Consider the following 13,476-nt stretch of genomic DNA (forward strand, 5'->3'; position numbering starts at 1 on the left):
GTACCCGAAGTTGCTTGTGTTGCGTGAAGTAAGAGTTAGGCCTCGGATTCGTGGCACACCACTTCGATATTGTGCCCGTCCGGACCAATGACAAAGGCTGCATAGTAGTTCGCGTTGTAGTGCGGGCGCAGACCCGGCGCACCATTGTCTTTGCCACCCGCCTCCAGGGCCGCGCGATAGAAAGCTTCGACTTGCTGGCGATTCTCGGCCATGAACGCCAAGTGAAGATGCGCCGGTTTCTCTTCGGTCTGGTACAGGCACAATGAAGCCTTACTCGTCGGGCCAATAAGCTCGACACCGTACGCCGGCGGCCCCTCAGAGGCAACAGCTACGCCGAGCGGTTCAAGTGCCTTGAGGAAGAACGCTTTGCTCGCTGCATAGTTGCTGACGCCGAATTTAACGTGGTCAAACATGAGTTCTCCTGAAGTGTGTGGATCGGCGCCTTATTTCCCCAGCAGCGCCAGAGAATGATTCCATTCCGTAGTCCATGCGCACAGAAAATCATGCGCATTAAATGCTCTTTTCAGATGCGGTATTGGGACCCGATACACATCGTTTAATCCCAGCGCCAAAGTGACCGGATTCCACACGGCCTTGTTCTTTGCCTTTTTGGCGCTGCCTTTAACCCTCGCACCTTCATCGCCGAATATGCCGCCGCCATCGCTAAGGGCCTGCGCTAAATCAATTTTCACCAGATTGGAAAATGCCATCAACACTTGATCTTTGTTGACGCCAGTCTGCGATTCCATCGCCGCTTCAATCTTGACTGGTTGGGACTTGGCTTCGGCCTCGCGCTTTAGCTTGCCTGGCATGCGCTCCAGATCCTTTTTCAGAAAACGCAGCTCATGCAAAGCCCTGCGAAATCCTGGCGGCTTGAGTTGCGCCACGATCTTGTAGACGTCTTTGGTGATCGTGATGAGCACATCTTCGCTGCCGGCCGCGAGCCGTCTGGTGTCGCCTTCGAAAAAGATCGGCGCTGCATAACCGCCGTTGGCGTCGCCGAAGAGCGCCGGATAGTCGGCGTCATAGTCCAGCCAAACGTAGGGCGTCAAGCCGCTTTCTATCATGCGCGCCAATGTCCATGGCTCGCCGGTTTGCTGTGCAAGCCAGTGGCAAGCCTGCTCAGTTGTCGCTCGAAAAGGCAGTTCGATGATCGTCATTTCTGGGTGATTGGAACGACTCTAAAATTGGATGTGTATGTCTGACGCTGATTGGCGTAGCCAAATGCGGGATGAAGTTTTTTGTCCGAGCCGGGCTTACGAAACGACGTTTAATAACCAGATATTACTGAAATGGGGACCGGCAAGGAGCGGCCGATAACACTGCCCGCCCCAAGCTTATCCTCCCGGAATTACATTTTCTTCTGCACATCCTGCGCAGCGTCCTGCACCTTTTCACCGCCGGTCTGCACATCCTTACCCATGCCTGCTACCGTGTTGCAAGCGGATATCGCGCCAAACATGCCAAACATTGCTGCAATGACCATGATTTTCTTGAGCATTGTGTTCTCCGTGTGGGTTGGTGAGGCAATAATCTTATCATCAGCCCCTGCTTTGTCCACGCTTAAATCAATGCGCTTGCCATAACATCAAGAGACCGCTGACGCCATCCCACAGGATCTGCACGCCGATGCAGAGCAGGATGAACGAGGTCATGCGCTGCATGACGGTGGTGCCGGTGTCGCCCAGCAGTCGGATCAGGACGCCGGCAAAGCGGTTGCTCAGATAGACCGCCAGCGCCGCCAGCGCCAGGCCGACCACGGCGGCCACCAGCGACAGCGGCAGCGGTACGTTGGGCACGCGTACGCCGGCGCCCAGGGTGATCGCCACTGATATCGATCCCGGTCCCACGGTCAGCGGAAAAGCCAGCGGATAGAACGCTTTCTTTGACGCCAGCTCCTCGGTCCAGAGCGATTCCGGCACCGCTTCGCCTTTCGGCATTTCGTCAGAGTTCAGCATTTTCCAGGACGTGGCCACCACCAGCAGGCCGCCCGCGACCTTCACCACCGGCAGCGACAAGCCGAAGAAGGCCAGCACGTGGGTGCCGATGAACATGCCGCCTATCAGCAGCAGGAAGGAGTTGATGGCGACCCGTCGCGCCAGCGAATTGCGGGTGGTGTCGGAGGCGGTGATGGTCAGCGAATGGAAAATCGGGGCGCCGCCGGGCGGGTTCATGATCGGCAACAGCGCCGCCAGCACAAAGAGCACCGTCTTCATGAAGCTGAGTAAGTGGAATTCCATGTGTGCTAGTCGTCGGTAATCGTGCATTGACTGCCGGCGGCGATTTGCAGCGCCGCCGGCGGTGAGAGCCCGATTCTAGACCGCCGGCCTGGCGGCGGCAAGTGATGCCGCCAGGCGCGCAATGATAAGTGCTGTTACCAGCCGAAGCGCTCGCATGCGCGCCGGTAGACCAGGCCGGACAGCGCGATGTCTTCGACGCCGACGCCGATCGCCTTGTAGATCACCAGATCGTCGGGCCGGCGTTGGTAGCCGCTGCTGCCGTCGACAATCTGTCCCAGTTCCCACACATTCTCCCAGGCGAACGTGCCTGGCTGGCATAGCAGCAGGTCGCCGGCTTCCTGCTGTGCTTGCGGCTTCCATTCCACTACCAGCGCGTTGGCGCGGGCGATCGCGCGGTCGTCGAGTTCGCGCAGGTTGCCTTTGCTGGCGCCGACGGCGGCGACGAAAGCGCCGGACTTCAGCAAGTCGCCGGCAAACAGCGGCTCGGCGGAACGCGTGACGGTCACCACCACGTCGCCCGCTTGCGCCGCTTCGTCGATGCTGACGGCGCGCGCCGGCACGCCGGTCTGTTGCGTGATCTGCTCGGCAAACTGTTGCTGGCCGCTGCGGCCGGCGATCAGGATTTCCTTGAACTTGCGCACCGCCAGCAAGGCCGGTACGTGCGAGTGGCCCTGGACGCCGGTGCCGATCACCGCCAGCGTGGCGGCATCCTGGCTGGCCAGATGGTCGGCGGCGACGGCGGTGGCGGCAGCGGTGCGCAGGCCGGTCATGGTGTCGGATTCGATCGTCGCCAGCGGCCGGCCGTCTTCGGTGGAGAACAGCACGGTGACGAAATGGAACTTGCCATTGATGGTGGTGTAGACCTTGTAGCCGGCGATGCCGGCGGCGGGCAGCAGGGCGCCCATGCTGGACATCATGATAGGGCCGTTGCTGCCGGCGGCGCTGGTGCGCATGCGCGCTTGCTGCGCGCCCTGGCCTATGCCCTTGAAAGCCTGGCGCATGGCGTCTATCGCATCGCCGGTGTTGATCAGTTCGGCGACTTGCTGGTTGGTGATGAGTTTCATGTTTGTCCTCGGCCTATGGTTGGGATCGCTGTTCAGGTGATATATGCAAAGGGACTGGCGTCGATGGCAGTAGCCTTGCCGGCAATCAACTGCGCCAGCAGGCTCGCGCTGCCGTGCGCCAGGGTCCAGCCGAGGCTGCCGTGGCCGACGTTCAGGTACAGGTTCTTCAGTGGCGAGGCGCCGACGATTGGCACGCCGCTTGGCGTCGCCGGCCGGAATCCGGTCCATGGCGACAGGCTGGCGCTGTCCGACAGATCGGCGCAGCCGGGAAACAGTTCGCCGACGCCGCGCTTGAGTTCGTCGATGGCGGCGGCCGGTATGCTGCGATCCATGCCGACCAGTTCCACCCGCCCGGCAACGCGCAGACGGTCGCCGAGCCGCGCGTAGACGATTTTCCTGGAAAGGTCGGTGATCGACACTTGCGGCGCCGCGGCCTGATGGCTGGCGTCGTGCAAGGGCACGGTGATGCTGTAGCCCTTGAGCGGATACAGCGGCAGCGAGAAGCCGGCCTGGCGTGCGAAGCCGGCGCTGTCGGCGCCGAGCGCCAGCACGAAGGCTTCAGCTTCGATTTTTTCAGCGCCGGCATGCACCGCGGTCAGTGTACCGGCGCGCATTTCCAGCTTGCCGATGCGCTGTGAATGAGCGAAACGGAAGCCGGGCTGCTGCGACATTGCCGCCACCAGCTGCTGGCAGAACCTGGCGCAATCGCCGGCTTCTTCGCTGGCGGTGTAGACGCCGCCGGCCCAGTCGCGTTTGGCGCCGGCCAGCGCCGGTTCGATCTGCAGGCAGCGCGCGGCGTCGATGATCTCTTGTTCGCAACCATGCTGCGCCTGGAATGCGATTTGCCTGCGCGCGCCTTCCAGCCCTTTGGCGTCGCTGTACAGCACCAGCTTGCCGGCGGTGCGGTGCTGGAAATCGAGCGGAACGGTCGTGGTCAGCTGCCGCAATTGATCGCGGCTGAAGGAAGACAGATGCAGCAGGTCGATGGTGGTCTGGCGCACGCGCTTGCTGTTGCAGGCGCCGAGGAATTTGAGCAGCCAGCGCCACTGCGCGGTATCCATTTTCGGCCGCAGGGTCAGCGGCGAATCGGCACTGAACAGATATTCCGGCCAGTGCGTCCAGACCGAGGGATCGGCCAGCGGCGCCACGTACGAGTAGCTCAGCTGCGCGCCGTTGCCGAGGCTGGTCTGGCTGCCGGGCTGCGCTGCCGCATCGACCAGGGTCACCTGGTGGCCGGCTTCCAGCAGGCGGTAGGCGGAGGTCACGCCGATGATGCCGGCGCCGAGTACGCAGATATGCATGTGTTCTATCCTGTTGCGCAAGGTTTGAAAGGCGCCGCTGCAAGCCGCCGCGCTGTCGATCGGTCCAGCGTTTGCGGTTTTGCACTGCAATAATTCCTGGATACTATACGTAGGCGCAGGGCGTCTGTCTCATGCCAATTTGGCATCGCCGGACTGCGCCGGGCGCCGCAAATCGCTGCCTCTAATCAAATAATAGCGAAATATCAGCACGGTATCGGCGGGCCCGGCTGCGCATTGCGGTAGAATGCCGCCTGAAGTAAGCCAGACAGCCGCTGGCTGGCGCTGCAAGGCGCCGGCGGGAGGAAGGTCCGGACTCCATAGAGCAGGGTGACGGTTAACGGCCGTCCGCCGCGAGGCGAGGAATAGGGCCACAGAGACGAGCGTATTAAGTTACGGTGAAACGCGGTAACCTCCACTCGGAGCAATCTCAAATAGGCACGCGTTGATGTTGCTCGCGGAGCGTGCGGGTAGAGAGCTGGAGCGCTGGAGCAATCCAGCGCCTAGAGGAATGGCTGTCATAACGCGAGGGCGCAAGCCTGAGTGTCGTAACAGAATCCGGCCTATCGGCTTACTTCATTTTCTTTCGGCAGATGCAACATCGGCATCGCCATCATCTTCGTGCATGATTTTTTGAATCCGGCGAATCCAGTTTCGGGCCAGTTGCGTATATGACTGTGCAGGCTCCGAAATCTGAATCTCATTCGAAGGAATCATCATGCGCAAACTTACTTATGCTTTGACTTTGTCCGCCGCTTTGATCGCCGCCAGCGCGGCTCATGCAGAAGACACCGTGATGGTGGGCGGGCAAAGCATGTACCCCAGCAAGGACATCGTCGATAACGCCGTCAATTCGGCTGACCACACCACCCTGGTGGCGGCGGTAAAAGCCGCCGGCCTGGTCGATACGCTCAAGGGCAAGGGCCCGTTCACCGTCTTCGCACCCACCAACGCCGCTTTCGCCAAGCTCCCGGCCGGTACGGTGGAAACCCTGGTCAAGCCTGAAAACAAGGCCACCCTGACCAAGATCCTGACTTACCACGTGGTGCCTGGCCGCTACGGTTACGCCAAGCTGGAAAGCGAAATCAAGAAGGGCGGCGGCAAGGCTGAACTGGCCACCGCCAGCGGCGGCAAGCTGACCTTCATGCAGAACGGCCCGCGTAACATCTATGTCGTGGACGATGGCGGCCATGCTGCCAATATCAGCACCTATGACGTGAATCAGTCGAACGGCGTGATCAACGTGATCGATACCGTGTTGCTGCCTAAATAAGCAAGGCGGATAGGCCGGGTTCAAGCGTTTATTTAAGCGTTTCAGTGGCAGCGAGTTAGGCGACGGCATCCTCCCCGTCGCCCTTTTTTTCGTCCCAAGGGTAAGGGGTGACGTTTACGTTAACGTCAATTATTGTTATTCTGCTGGGATATAAATTGCCGTCAGCAGCAATCACCGCCCCTTATTCGTTTTGGAGACAGACCACCATGGACTTTGAATTATCAGAAGATCAACGCGCATTCCAGCAGACCGCGCGTGAGTTCGCCGCAGGAGAACTGGCGCCGCACGCGGCCAAATGGGACGCCGAGGCGATCTTTCCGGTCGACGTCATCGCCAAGGCCGGCGAGCTTGGCTTTTGCGGCTTGTACACGCCGGAAGAGGTCGGCGGCCTGGGCTTGTCGCGGCTCGACGCCACCATCGTGTTCGAGGAACTGGCGCGCGGCTGCACTTCCACCACGGCCTACCTGACGATCCACAACATGGTGAGCTGGATGATCGCCAACTGGGCGACGCCGGCCGTGAAAGACGCCTGGTGCGGCAAGCTGGCGCTTGGCCAGAAACTCGGTTCCTACTGCCTGACTGAGCCGGGCTCGGGCTCCGATGCCGCGTCCCTCAAGACCAGCGCGGTGCTGACCGACGGCCATTACGTCATCAACGGTTCCAAGGCGTTTATCTCCGGCGCGGGTTCTACCGATGTGCTGGTGCTGATGGCACGTACCGGCGCCGGCGGCGCCCATGGCGTTTCAGCCTTCGTGGTGCCGGCCGATGCGCCAGGCATCAGCTACGGCCGCAAGGAAGAAAAAATGGGTTGGAACAGCCAGCCGACCCGCACTATCAGTTTCGACAATGTGCGGATTCCCGCCGACCACCTGCTGGGACAGGAAGGCGAAGGTTTCCGGCTGGCGATGCGCGGCCTGGATGGCGGCCGCATCAACATCGCGACATGCTCGGTCGGCACGGCCCAGGCCGCGCTCGATGCAGCGCATGCCTACATGAGCGAACGCCGCCAGTTCAACCGGCCGCTGTCGGATTTCCAGGCGCTGCAATTCAAGCTGGCCGACATGCAGACCGAGCTGGTCGCAGCGCGCCAGATGGTGCGCCTGGCTGCCTGCAAGCTGGACGCCAAGGATCCCAACGCCACCACCTATTGCGCGATGGCGAAACGCTTCGCCACCGACATCGGCTTCCAGATCTGCAATGAAGCGCTGCAGATCCATGGCGGCTATGGTTACATCCGCGAGTATCCGCTGGAACGCCATTTCCGCGACGTCCGCGTGCACCAGATCCTGGAAGGCACCAACGAAATCATGCGCGTGATTATCGCCCGTCAGTTGCTGGGCAATGCATCCAACGAGGACATCCGATGAGCAGCTCCTACACTGAAGATCACTACGCCAACCTGCGCCTGGAAATCATCGGCCACACAGCCGTTGTGACCATGGCCAACCCGCCGGCCAACACCTGGACCGGCGACGCCCTGCGCGACCTGACGCGGCTGGTGCAGGCGCTCAATGCCGACAACAATATCTACAGCCTGGTGCTCACCGGCGAAGGCGAGAAATTCTTTAGCGCCGGCGCCGACCTGAAACTGTTTGCCGATGGCGACAAGGTCGTGGCGCGCGAAATGGCGCGCCGCTTCGGCGCAGCATTCGAAGCCTTGTCGGCGTTCCGCGGCGTCTCGATTGCCGCCATCAACGGTTACGCCATGGGCGGCGGCCTGGAATGCGCGCTGGCCTGCGACCTGCGCATCGCCGAGGAGCAGGCGCAGATGGCCTTGCCGGAAGCCGCGGTCGGCTTGCTGCCCTGCGCCGGCGGCACCCAGAACCTGCCATGGCTGGTGGGCGAAGGCTGGGCCAAGCGCATGATCTTGTGCGGCGAGCGCGTCAATGCCGACACCGCATTGCGCATCGGCCTGGTCGAAGAACTGGTGAAAAAAGGCGAAGCCCGGCAGCGCGCACTGGCGCTGGCAGAGCAGGTTGCCCGTCAAAGTCCGTCGAGCGTCAGCGCTTGCAAGAAATTGATCCAGGGCGCGCGCGCCAATCCGCTGGCCACATTGCTGCCGGTGGAGCGCGAGCTGTTCCTCGATCTGTTCGACACCAAGGATCAAAAGGAAGGCGTCAACGCCTTCCTGCAAAAACGTCCGCCAGTCTGGAGTAATGAATAATGGAAGATGTAGTGAAGGTTGCCGCGCCGGCGTTGTTTGAAGAACTGGTCGCTGCCAACGGCAAGCGCATCGGCGTCGCCACCCTGAATGTTGAAAAGACCCTGAATGCGATCTCGCTGGAAATGGTCGATCTGCTCGATGCGCAATTGCGCGCCTGGGCCGGCGATCCGCAGATCGCCATGGTGCTGCTGCAGGCGGCCGGCGAAAAAGCGTTCTGCGCCGGCGGCGACCTGCAGGATTTGTATCGCACCATGCTGGACCAGCATGCGTCCGGCCAGAGCGCGGACATCAAGAGCAACACTTACGCTTGCGATTTCTTCGAGCGCGAATATCGCCTCGACTACCTGATCCATACCTATCCCAAGCCGATGCTGGCCTGGGCGCACGGCATCGTGATGGGCGGCGGCGTCGGCCTGATGGCTGGCGCCAGCCACCGCGTGGTGACCGAGAAGTCGCGGCTGGCCATGCCGGAGATCACCATCGGCCTGTACCCGGATGTCGGCGGCACCTGGTTCCTGAACCGCATGCCGGGCCAGCTCGGCCTGTTCCTGGCTTTGACCGGCGCTTCCTTCGGCGCGGCCGACGCTGTCTTCGCCCGCCTGGCGGACTATCAGATCGAACACGGTCAGAAGCAGGCGCTGCTGGCAAGCTTGTTGAGCCAGCCGTGGGACGGCAAGCAGGATGATGTGCTGCTGACGCGGGTATTGCTGGCAGCGGAACAGCGGGCGCAGCCGGCATTCGCCGCCGCGCCGGCGCCGTTGCGCCAGCATTTCGAATTGATACATCAGCTGTGCAGCGCGCCTACGTTGGATGAAGTCGTGCAAAACATCGTCGGCTTGCAAACCGACGACGCCTGGCTGCAAAAAGGCATCGCCACCCTGGTTGCCGGCAGTCCGGCTTCGGCGTGGCTGTCGCATGCGCTGCAACGGCGCGCGCTGCACATGTCGCTGGCCGAAGTGTTCCGGCTGGAATACGTGGTGTCGCTGCATTGCGCCGCCCGTGCCGATTTTGCCGAAGGCATACGGGCCCTGATCATCGACAAGGACCGCCAGCCGAAATGGCAGCCGGCTATCCTGGCGGACGTCAGCACGGAATGGGGCAACGGCTTTTTCGACGATCCGTGGCCAGCGAACGATCACCCGCTGGCGGATTTGGGTTAAGGTTGACTGCCTGGCCGGCCTTGGACAAGGCCGGCTTATCCTGTTTCATTTTTCCGACCGGGAGTGAAGATGCAACGACGCAGCATCCTGTGGACTATGTTTTCATCAATCGGCGCGGCTTCCGTGCTGGCGGCGGGCGCCAAGCCGGCGCATGCCGCCGCGGTGGATAAAGCCAAGGTTGTCTATCACTTGAGCGAGCAGGGCCGGGTCGCCTTCGTGCTCGGCAATATCCAGAGCCATTTCGAAGGCATGGGCGGTCCGGACAAAGTGAAGATCGTGCTGGTGATACACGGCGCCGCGCTCAGGGCCTTCCATGCCGCCCAGGCCAGCCCGGATTTCATTGCGCAAGTCGCCGAGCTGGCAAAAACCGGCCTGGAAATGAACGCCTGCATCAACACCATGAAAGCGCAGAAAGTCGAGCTGAAAGACCTGTTGCCAGGTTTCGGCGTGGCCGACAAGGGCGCGGTGGTAATGCTGGCAGACCTGCAATCGCAGGGTTACGCCTACTTGCGGCCTTGAGGCTGCTCCCTTTCTTGATGGAATCGATTTGTACGCCGCTGGCTGGTAGTAAATCGACTCTGACCCTAATTGTTTTTAAAGTATAAAGGAAAGTGTTGTCAATTTGCCTCGTGAGCCGTGTTCCGGTCCTGGCAGATATACTGGTTTTCGCATATAGCGACTATCTGAAACCGGTTATTGCGGGGCTGGCGGAGCGTGAGTCTGGGGTTGGCGGGGCGGCTTGAAAACGGGGTTTTGGGGGTGTTTGCGGGGCTGGTTCCGAGGATTTGATTCTCCTTGATAACAAGTTCGATTAGCCCTTATACTTCAAAGGTTTTAGCTTGTGCGTACAGGCAACATGCTTGATGTCGATGGTGCATCATGATTAAGCGAGAATGGGACTTGAGGCGTAACTGCGCTATCGCGCCGCGCCAGCTTGGTTTTTTCTACGTAATCCTCTGTGCGACCTCGATGGCCGTGGCGATAGCTTTTACTTTGCGCGGGGCCTGGTTCGTATTGCTGTTCGCGGTGCTGGAAATGTCGGCGGTGGCTGTCGCATTTCTGATTTATGCGCGGCACGCTACGGACCGCGAGCATATCGCGATGCTGGACGACGACTATCTGCTTGTAGAACTGATACAGGCGCAGGAAATTCGACAATTTAAACTGGATTTGCGTTCCATCCGGATTGCAGTGCAGGAGACAAAGAAGGGCCTCATCGGCCTGGAAGCGCTAGGCACACGGGTAGAAGTAGGCCAGTTTTTGACGGAATGGAAGCGGCGTGAGTTTGTGCGAGAGCTGAAGCAGGAGATACAGCGCAGATCATTGCCTGGTGCTTGATAAAATTATAATTTTTGGGCTTTTGAGGAAATCATGGAATATGCGAAGCGCCTTACATCGTTGACGCTCGGTGCGTCGCTCCTGGCGGCAGCAATGCCTTCATGGGCGGTGGTCGATAGTCCGGGTGGTCCTAAAGTACTCGGGATGAACTTTCAGCCGCCAGTCACCGAAATTGCACAGCAAATCTACGATCTGCACAATTTGATGCTGATCATCTGCCTGGTGATTTTCCTGGCGGTTTTCGGGGTGATGTTTTACTCCATCCTGAAGCACCGCAAGTCGCTGGGCGCCAAATCGGCCAGTTTCCATGAAAGCACCGGCGTCGAAATCGCCTGGACCGTGATTCCTTTCCTGATCGTCATCGGCATGGCTTTGCCGGCCACCAAGACGGTGGTGGCGATGAAAGACACCTCCAATGCCGACATCACCATCAAGGTCACCGGCATGCAATGGAAATGGGGTTATGACTACCTCAACGGCGATGGCGCCGGCATTTCCTTCCTCTCCAATCTCTCCACACCGCACGAACAGGTAGTCGATTCGACCAAGGTCAAGAACGACAACTACCTGATCGAAGTCGACAATCCGATGGTGGTGCCGGTCAACAAGAAGATCCGCATCATCACTACCGCCAACGACGTCATCCATTCCTGGACCGTGCAGGCTTTCGGCGTCAAGCAGGATGCGATTCCCGGCTTCGTGCGCGACACCTGGTTCAAGGCGGAAAAGGTCGGCGTCTACCGCGGCCAGTGCGTTGAGCTGTGCGGCAAGGATCACGCCTTCATGCCTATCGTCGTCAACGTCCTGAGCGACGCCGACTACAAGGCCTGGGTCGACGGCAAGAAAAAGGAAATGGCTGCGCAGGCGGACGATCCGAGCAAGACCTGGACTATCGATGAATTGAAACAGCGCGGCGAAAAGGTCTACACCGCCAATTGCGCGGCTTGCCACCAGGCTAGCGGCAAGGGCGTCCCTGGCGCCTTCCCGCCGCTCGACGGCGACCCGGTCGTGAATGGCCCGCGCGCGGCCCAGATCAATGTCGTGTTGAACGGCAAGGTCGACGGCGCCATGCAGATGCCGGCCTGGAAAGCCGTGTTGTCGGATACAGAAATTGCCGCGGTGATCACCTATACCCGCAACAACTGGTCCAACAAGGCACAAGAAAATATTGTCCAACCGGCAGAAGTGCTGGCTGCGCGTAAATAATTCAGGAGATTGAGATGAGCAGCACTACCGCAGTCGATCACGCACACGATCATTCTCACGACGACCACGCGCATGACCATCCTCATGGCTGGCGCCGCTGGCTGTTCGCCACTAACCACAAGGATATCGGCACCCTGTACCTGTGGTTCTCGTTCACCATGCTGCTATCGGGCGGCGTGCTGGCGCTGCTGATCCGCGCCGAGCTGTTCCAGCCTGGCCTGCAGTTCTTCAAGCCGGAATTCTTCAACCAGCTGACCACCATGCACGGCCTGATCATGGTGTTCGGCGCCATCATGCCGGCCTTCGTCGGCTTCGCCAACTGGATGATCCCGCTGCAGATCGGCGCCTCCGACATGGCGTTTGCGCGGATGAACAACTTCTCGTTCTGGCTGATGCCGCCTGCGGCGCTGCTGCTGGCGACCTCGTTCCTGGTGCCCGGCGGCGCCACCGCGGCCGGCTGGACCCTGTACGCGCCGCTGTCGACGCAAATGGGCCCTGGCATGGATATGGCGATTTTCGCGATCCACATCATGGGCGCTTCGTCGATCATGGGTTCGATCAACATCATCACCACCATCCTCAACATGCGCGCGCCTGGCATGACCCTGATGAAGATGCCGATGTTCTGCTGGACCTGGCTGATCACCGCTTACCTGCTGATCGCCGTGATGCCTGTGCTGGCAGGCGCCATCACCATGACCCTGACCGACCGTCATTTCGGCACATCCTTCTTTAACGCGGCCGGCGGCGGCGATCCGGTGATGTACCAGCACATCTTCTGGTTCTTCGGCCATCCTGAGGTGTACATCATGATTCTGCCGGCTTTCGGCATCGTTTCGCAGATCATCCCGGCCTTCGCCCGCAAGCAGCTGTTCGGCTATGCATCGATGGTGTACGCAACCGCATCGATCGCGATCCTCTCGTTCATCGTCTGGGCGCATCACATGTTCACCACCGGCATGCCGGTCACTGCGCAGCTGTTCTTCATGTATGCGACGATGCTGATCGCGGTGCCTACCGGCGTCAAGATCTTCAACTGGATCGCCACCATGTGGCGCGGTTCGATGACTTTCGAAACGCCAATGCTGTTCGCGATCGGCTTCATCTTCGTGTTCACCATGGGCGGCTTCACCGGCCTGATCCTGGCGGTGACGCCGATCGACATCCAGATGCAGGACACTTACTATGTGGTGGCGCACTTCCACTACGTGCTGGTGGCCGGCTCCCTGTTCGCGCTGTTCGCCGGCTACTACTACTGGGGTCCGAAGTGGACCGGTTTCATGTACAACGAAACCCGCGGCAAGATCCATTTCTGGAATTCGCTGGTCTGGTTCAACGTCACTTTCTTCCCTATGCACTTCCTGGGCCTGGCCGGCATGCCGCGTCGTTATGCTGACTATCCGGCGCAGTTCACCGACTTCAACATGGTGGCTTCGATCGGCGCGCTGGGCTTCGGCCTGACCCAGGTCTACTTCCTGTTCTTCGTGATCATTCCATCGATCAAGGGCGGCAAGAAGGCGGCTGACAAGCCATGGGAAGGCGCTGAAGGCCTGGAGTGGACCGTTCCAAGTCCTGCACCTTTCCACACCTTCGAAACGCCGCCAGTCTTTAAATAATGGAAACGGCGGGGGCGCATGCCACCGCCGGCTCTGCATGGGTATCCAACATGAATCAGCAGAAAAAACCGAATAACCTGCGCACCGGCTTGCTGGTGGGCTTGCTTGCCCTGAGTT

The 13,476-nt window shown here is 60.2% G+C and carries 15 protein-coding genes and 1 other RNA gene; 9 read left to right on the top strand and 7 right to left on the bottom strand.

Going from position 1 to position 13,476, the window contains the following annotated elements:
• Window positions 1-35 precede the first annotated feature (35 nt).
• The 6 genes from AC07V8_RS13345 to AC07V8_RS13370 form a co-directional block, all read right to left on the bottom strand.
• Window positions 36-413 (bottom strand): VOC family protein, encoded by a 378-nt coding sequence (locus tag AC07V8_RS13345; protein ID WP_494678560.1) that lies wholly within the window; start codon window positions 411-413, stop codon window positions 36-38.
• A gap of 30 nt (window positions 414-443) precedes the next feature.
• Window positions 444-1,160, bottom strand: a complete 717-nt coding sequence (locus AC07V8_RS13350; RefSeq protein ID WP_494678559.1) for a hypothetical protein — start codon at window positions 1,158-1,160, stop codon at window positions 444-446.
• Between the two features lie 191 nt (window positions 1,161-1,351).
• Complete coding sequence (locus AC07V8_RS13355; protein WP_211474418.1) at window positions 1,352-1,501, bottom strand: entericidin A/B family lipoprotein; 150 nt, start codon at window positions 1,499-1,501, stop codon at window positions 1,352-1,354.
• A gap of 67 nt (window positions 1,502-1,568) precedes the next feature.
• Complete coding sequence (locus AC07V8_RS13360; RefSeq protein WP_494678558.1) at window positions 1,569-2,240, bottom strand: MarC family protein; 672 nt, start codon at window positions 2,238-2,240, stop codon at window positions 1,569-1,571.
• 134 nt (window positions 2,241-2,374) lie between these two features.
• Window positions 2,375-3,304, bottom strand: a complete 930-nt coding sequence (locus tag AC07V8_RS13365; protein ID WP_494678557.1) for an ornithine cyclodeaminase family protein — start codon at window positions 3,302-3,304, stop codon at window positions 2,375-2,377.
• A 32-nt stretch (window positions 3,305-3,336) separates the two neighbouring features.
• Complete coding sequence (locus AC07V8_RS13370; RefSeq protein WP_494678556.1) at window positions 3,337-4,605, bottom strand: D-amino acid dehydrogenase; 1,269 nt, start codon at window positions 4,603-4,605, stop codon at window positions 3,337-3,339.
• A gap of 253 nt (window positions 4,606-4,858) precedes the next feature.
• Between AC07V8_RS13370 and rnpB the strand changes: the two genes are divergently transcribed.
• Window positions 4,859-5,184, top strand: an RNA gene (gene rnpB / locus AC07V8_RS13375) — RNase P RNA component class A.
• Here the strand turns inward: rnpB and AC07V8_RS13380 are convergent.
• Entirely contained in the window at window positions 5,179-5,322 is a 144-nt protein-coding gene (locus AC07V8_RS13380; protein WP_494678555.1) for a hypothetical protein, read from the bottom strand. The two genes, rnpB and AC07V8_RS13380, sit on opposite strands and share 6 nt — an antisense overlap.
• On the opposite strand from AC07V8_RS13380, the gene AC07V8_RS13385 reads away from it, so the two are divergent.
• From AC07V8_RS13385 to ctaD, 8 genes are all read left to right on the top strand, one after another.
• Window positions 5,321-5,875: a fasciclin domain-containing protein gene (locus AC07V8_RS13385; RefSeq protein WP_494678554.1), complete on the top strand. Its 555-nt coding sequence runs from the start codon at window positions 5,321-5,323 to the stop codon at window positions 5,873-5,875. The genes AC07V8_RS13380 and AC07V8_RS13385 overlap by 2 nt on opposite strands.
• Before the next feature lie 206 nt (window positions 5,876-6,081).
• Entirely contained in the window at window positions 6,082-7,242 is a 1,161-nt protein-coding gene (locus tag AC07V8_RS13390) for an acyl-CoA dehydrogenase family protein (protein WP_494678553.1), read from the top strand.
• Window positions 7,239-8,039 (top strand): enoyl-CoA hydratase, encoded by an 801-nt coding sequence (locus AC07V8_RS13395; protein WP_494678552.1) that lies wholly within the window; start codon window positions 7,239-7,241, stop codon window positions 8,037-8,039. The genes AC07V8_RS13390 and AC07V8_RS13395 overlap by 4 nt, the downstream gene beginning before the upstream one ends.
• Window positions 8,039-9,199 (top strand): enoyl-CoA hydratase/isomerase family protein, encoded by a 1,161-nt coding sequence (locus AC07V8_RS13400; RefSeq protein ID WP_494678551.1) that lies wholly within the window; start codon window positions 8,039-8,041, stop codon window positions 9,197-9,199. The genes AC07V8_RS13395 and AC07V8_RS13400 overlap by 1 nt, the downstream gene beginning before the upstream one ends.
• A gap of 69 nt (window positions 9,200-9,268) precedes the next feature.
• Window positions 9,269-9,718: a DsrE family protein gene (locus tag AC07V8_RS13405; protein WP_494678550.1), complete on the top strand. Its 450-nt coding sequence runs from the start codon at window positions 9,269-9,271 to the stop codon at window positions 9,716-9,718.
• A gap of 360 nt (window positions 9,719-10,078) precedes the next feature.
• Window positions 10,079-10,537: a DUF2244 domain-containing protein gene (locus AC07V8_RS13410; protein ID WP_494678549.1), complete on the top strand. Its 459-nt coding sequence runs from the start codon at window positions 10,079-10,081 to the stop codon at window positions 10,535-10,537.
• Between the two features lie 33 nt (window positions 10,538-10,570).
• On the top strand, window positions 10,571-11,743 hold the full coding sequence (gene coxB, locus AC07V8_RS13415; protein WP_494678548.1) for a cytochrome c oxidase subunit II: 1,173 nt from the start codon (window positions 10,571-10,573) through the stop codon (window positions 11,741-11,743).
• Between the two features lie 14 nt (window positions 11,744-11,757).
• The gene (gene ctaD, locus AC07V8_RS13420) at window positions 11,758-13,359 is read left to right on the top strand and encodes a cytochrome c oxidase subunit I (protein WP_211442851.1); all 1,602 of its coding nucleotides are present in this window, start codon (window positions 11,758-11,760) and stop codon (window positions 13,357-13,359) included.
• The last annotated feature ends 117 nt before the right edge of the window (window positions 13,360-13,476 follow it).

The organism is Collimonas sp. GW821-FHT02H07 (assembly GCF_059421505.1).

Coding starts and splice junctions, on each gene's coding strand:
- AC07V8_RS13380 (WP_494678555.1), bottom strand. CDS start 5,322: ATGATGATTCCTTCGAATGAGATTCAGATTTCGGAGCCTGCACAGTCA.
- AC07V8_RS13350 (WP_494678559.1), bottom strand. CDS start 1,160: ATGACGATCATCGAACTGCCTTTTCGAGCGACAACTGAGCAGGCTTGC.
- AC07V8_RS13395 (WP_494678552.1), top strand. CDS start 7,239: ATGAGCAGCTCCTACACTGAAGATCACTACGCCAACCTGCGCCTGGAA.
- AC07V8_RS13390 (WP_494678553.1), top strand. CDS start 6,082: ATGGACTTTGAATTATCAGAAGATCAACGCGCATTCCAGCAGACCGCG.
- AC07V8_RS13365 (WP_494678557.1), bottom strand. CDS start 3,304: ATGAAACTCATCACCAACCAGCAAGTCGCCGAACTGATCAACACCGGC.
- AC07V8_RS13345 (WP_494678560.1), bottom strand. CDS start 413: ATGTTTGACCACGTTAAATTCGGCGTCAGCAACTATGCAGCGAGCAAA.
- AC07V8_RS13405 (WP_494678550.1), top strand. CDS start 9,269: ATGCAACGACGCAGCATCCTGTGGACTATGTTTTCATCAATCGGCGCG.
- AC07V8_RS13355 (WP_211474418.1), bottom strand. CDS start 1,501: ATGCTCAAGAAAATCATGGTCATTGCAGCAATGTTTGGCATGTTTGGC.
- AC07V8_RS13385 (WP_494678554.1), top strand. CDS start 5,321: ATGCGCAAACTTACTTATGCTTTGACTTTGTCCGCCGCTTTGATCGCC.
- AC07V8_RS13370 (WP_494678556.1), bottom strand. CDS start 4,605: ATGCATATCTGCGTACTCGGCGCCGGCATCATCGGCGTGACCTCCGCC.
- ctaD (WP_211442851.1), top strand. CDS start 11,758: ATGAGCAGCACTACCGCAGTCGATCACGCACACGATCATTCTCACGAC.
- AC07V8_RS13410 (WP_494678549.1), top strand. CDS start 10,079: ATGATTAAGCGAGAATGGGACTTGAGGCGTAACTGCGCTATCGCGCCG.
- AC07V8_RS13360 (WP_494678558.1), bottom strand. CDS start 2,240: ATGGAATTCCACTTACTCAGCTTCATGAAGACGGTGCTCTTTGTGCTG.
- AC07V8_RS13400 (WP_494678551.1), top strand. CDS start 8,039: ATGGAAGATGTAGTGAAGGTTGCCGCGCCGGCGTTGTTTGAAGAACTG.
- coxB (WP_494678548.1), top strand. CDS start 10,571: ATGGAATATGCGAAGCGCCTTACATCGTTGACGCTCGGTGCGTCGCTC.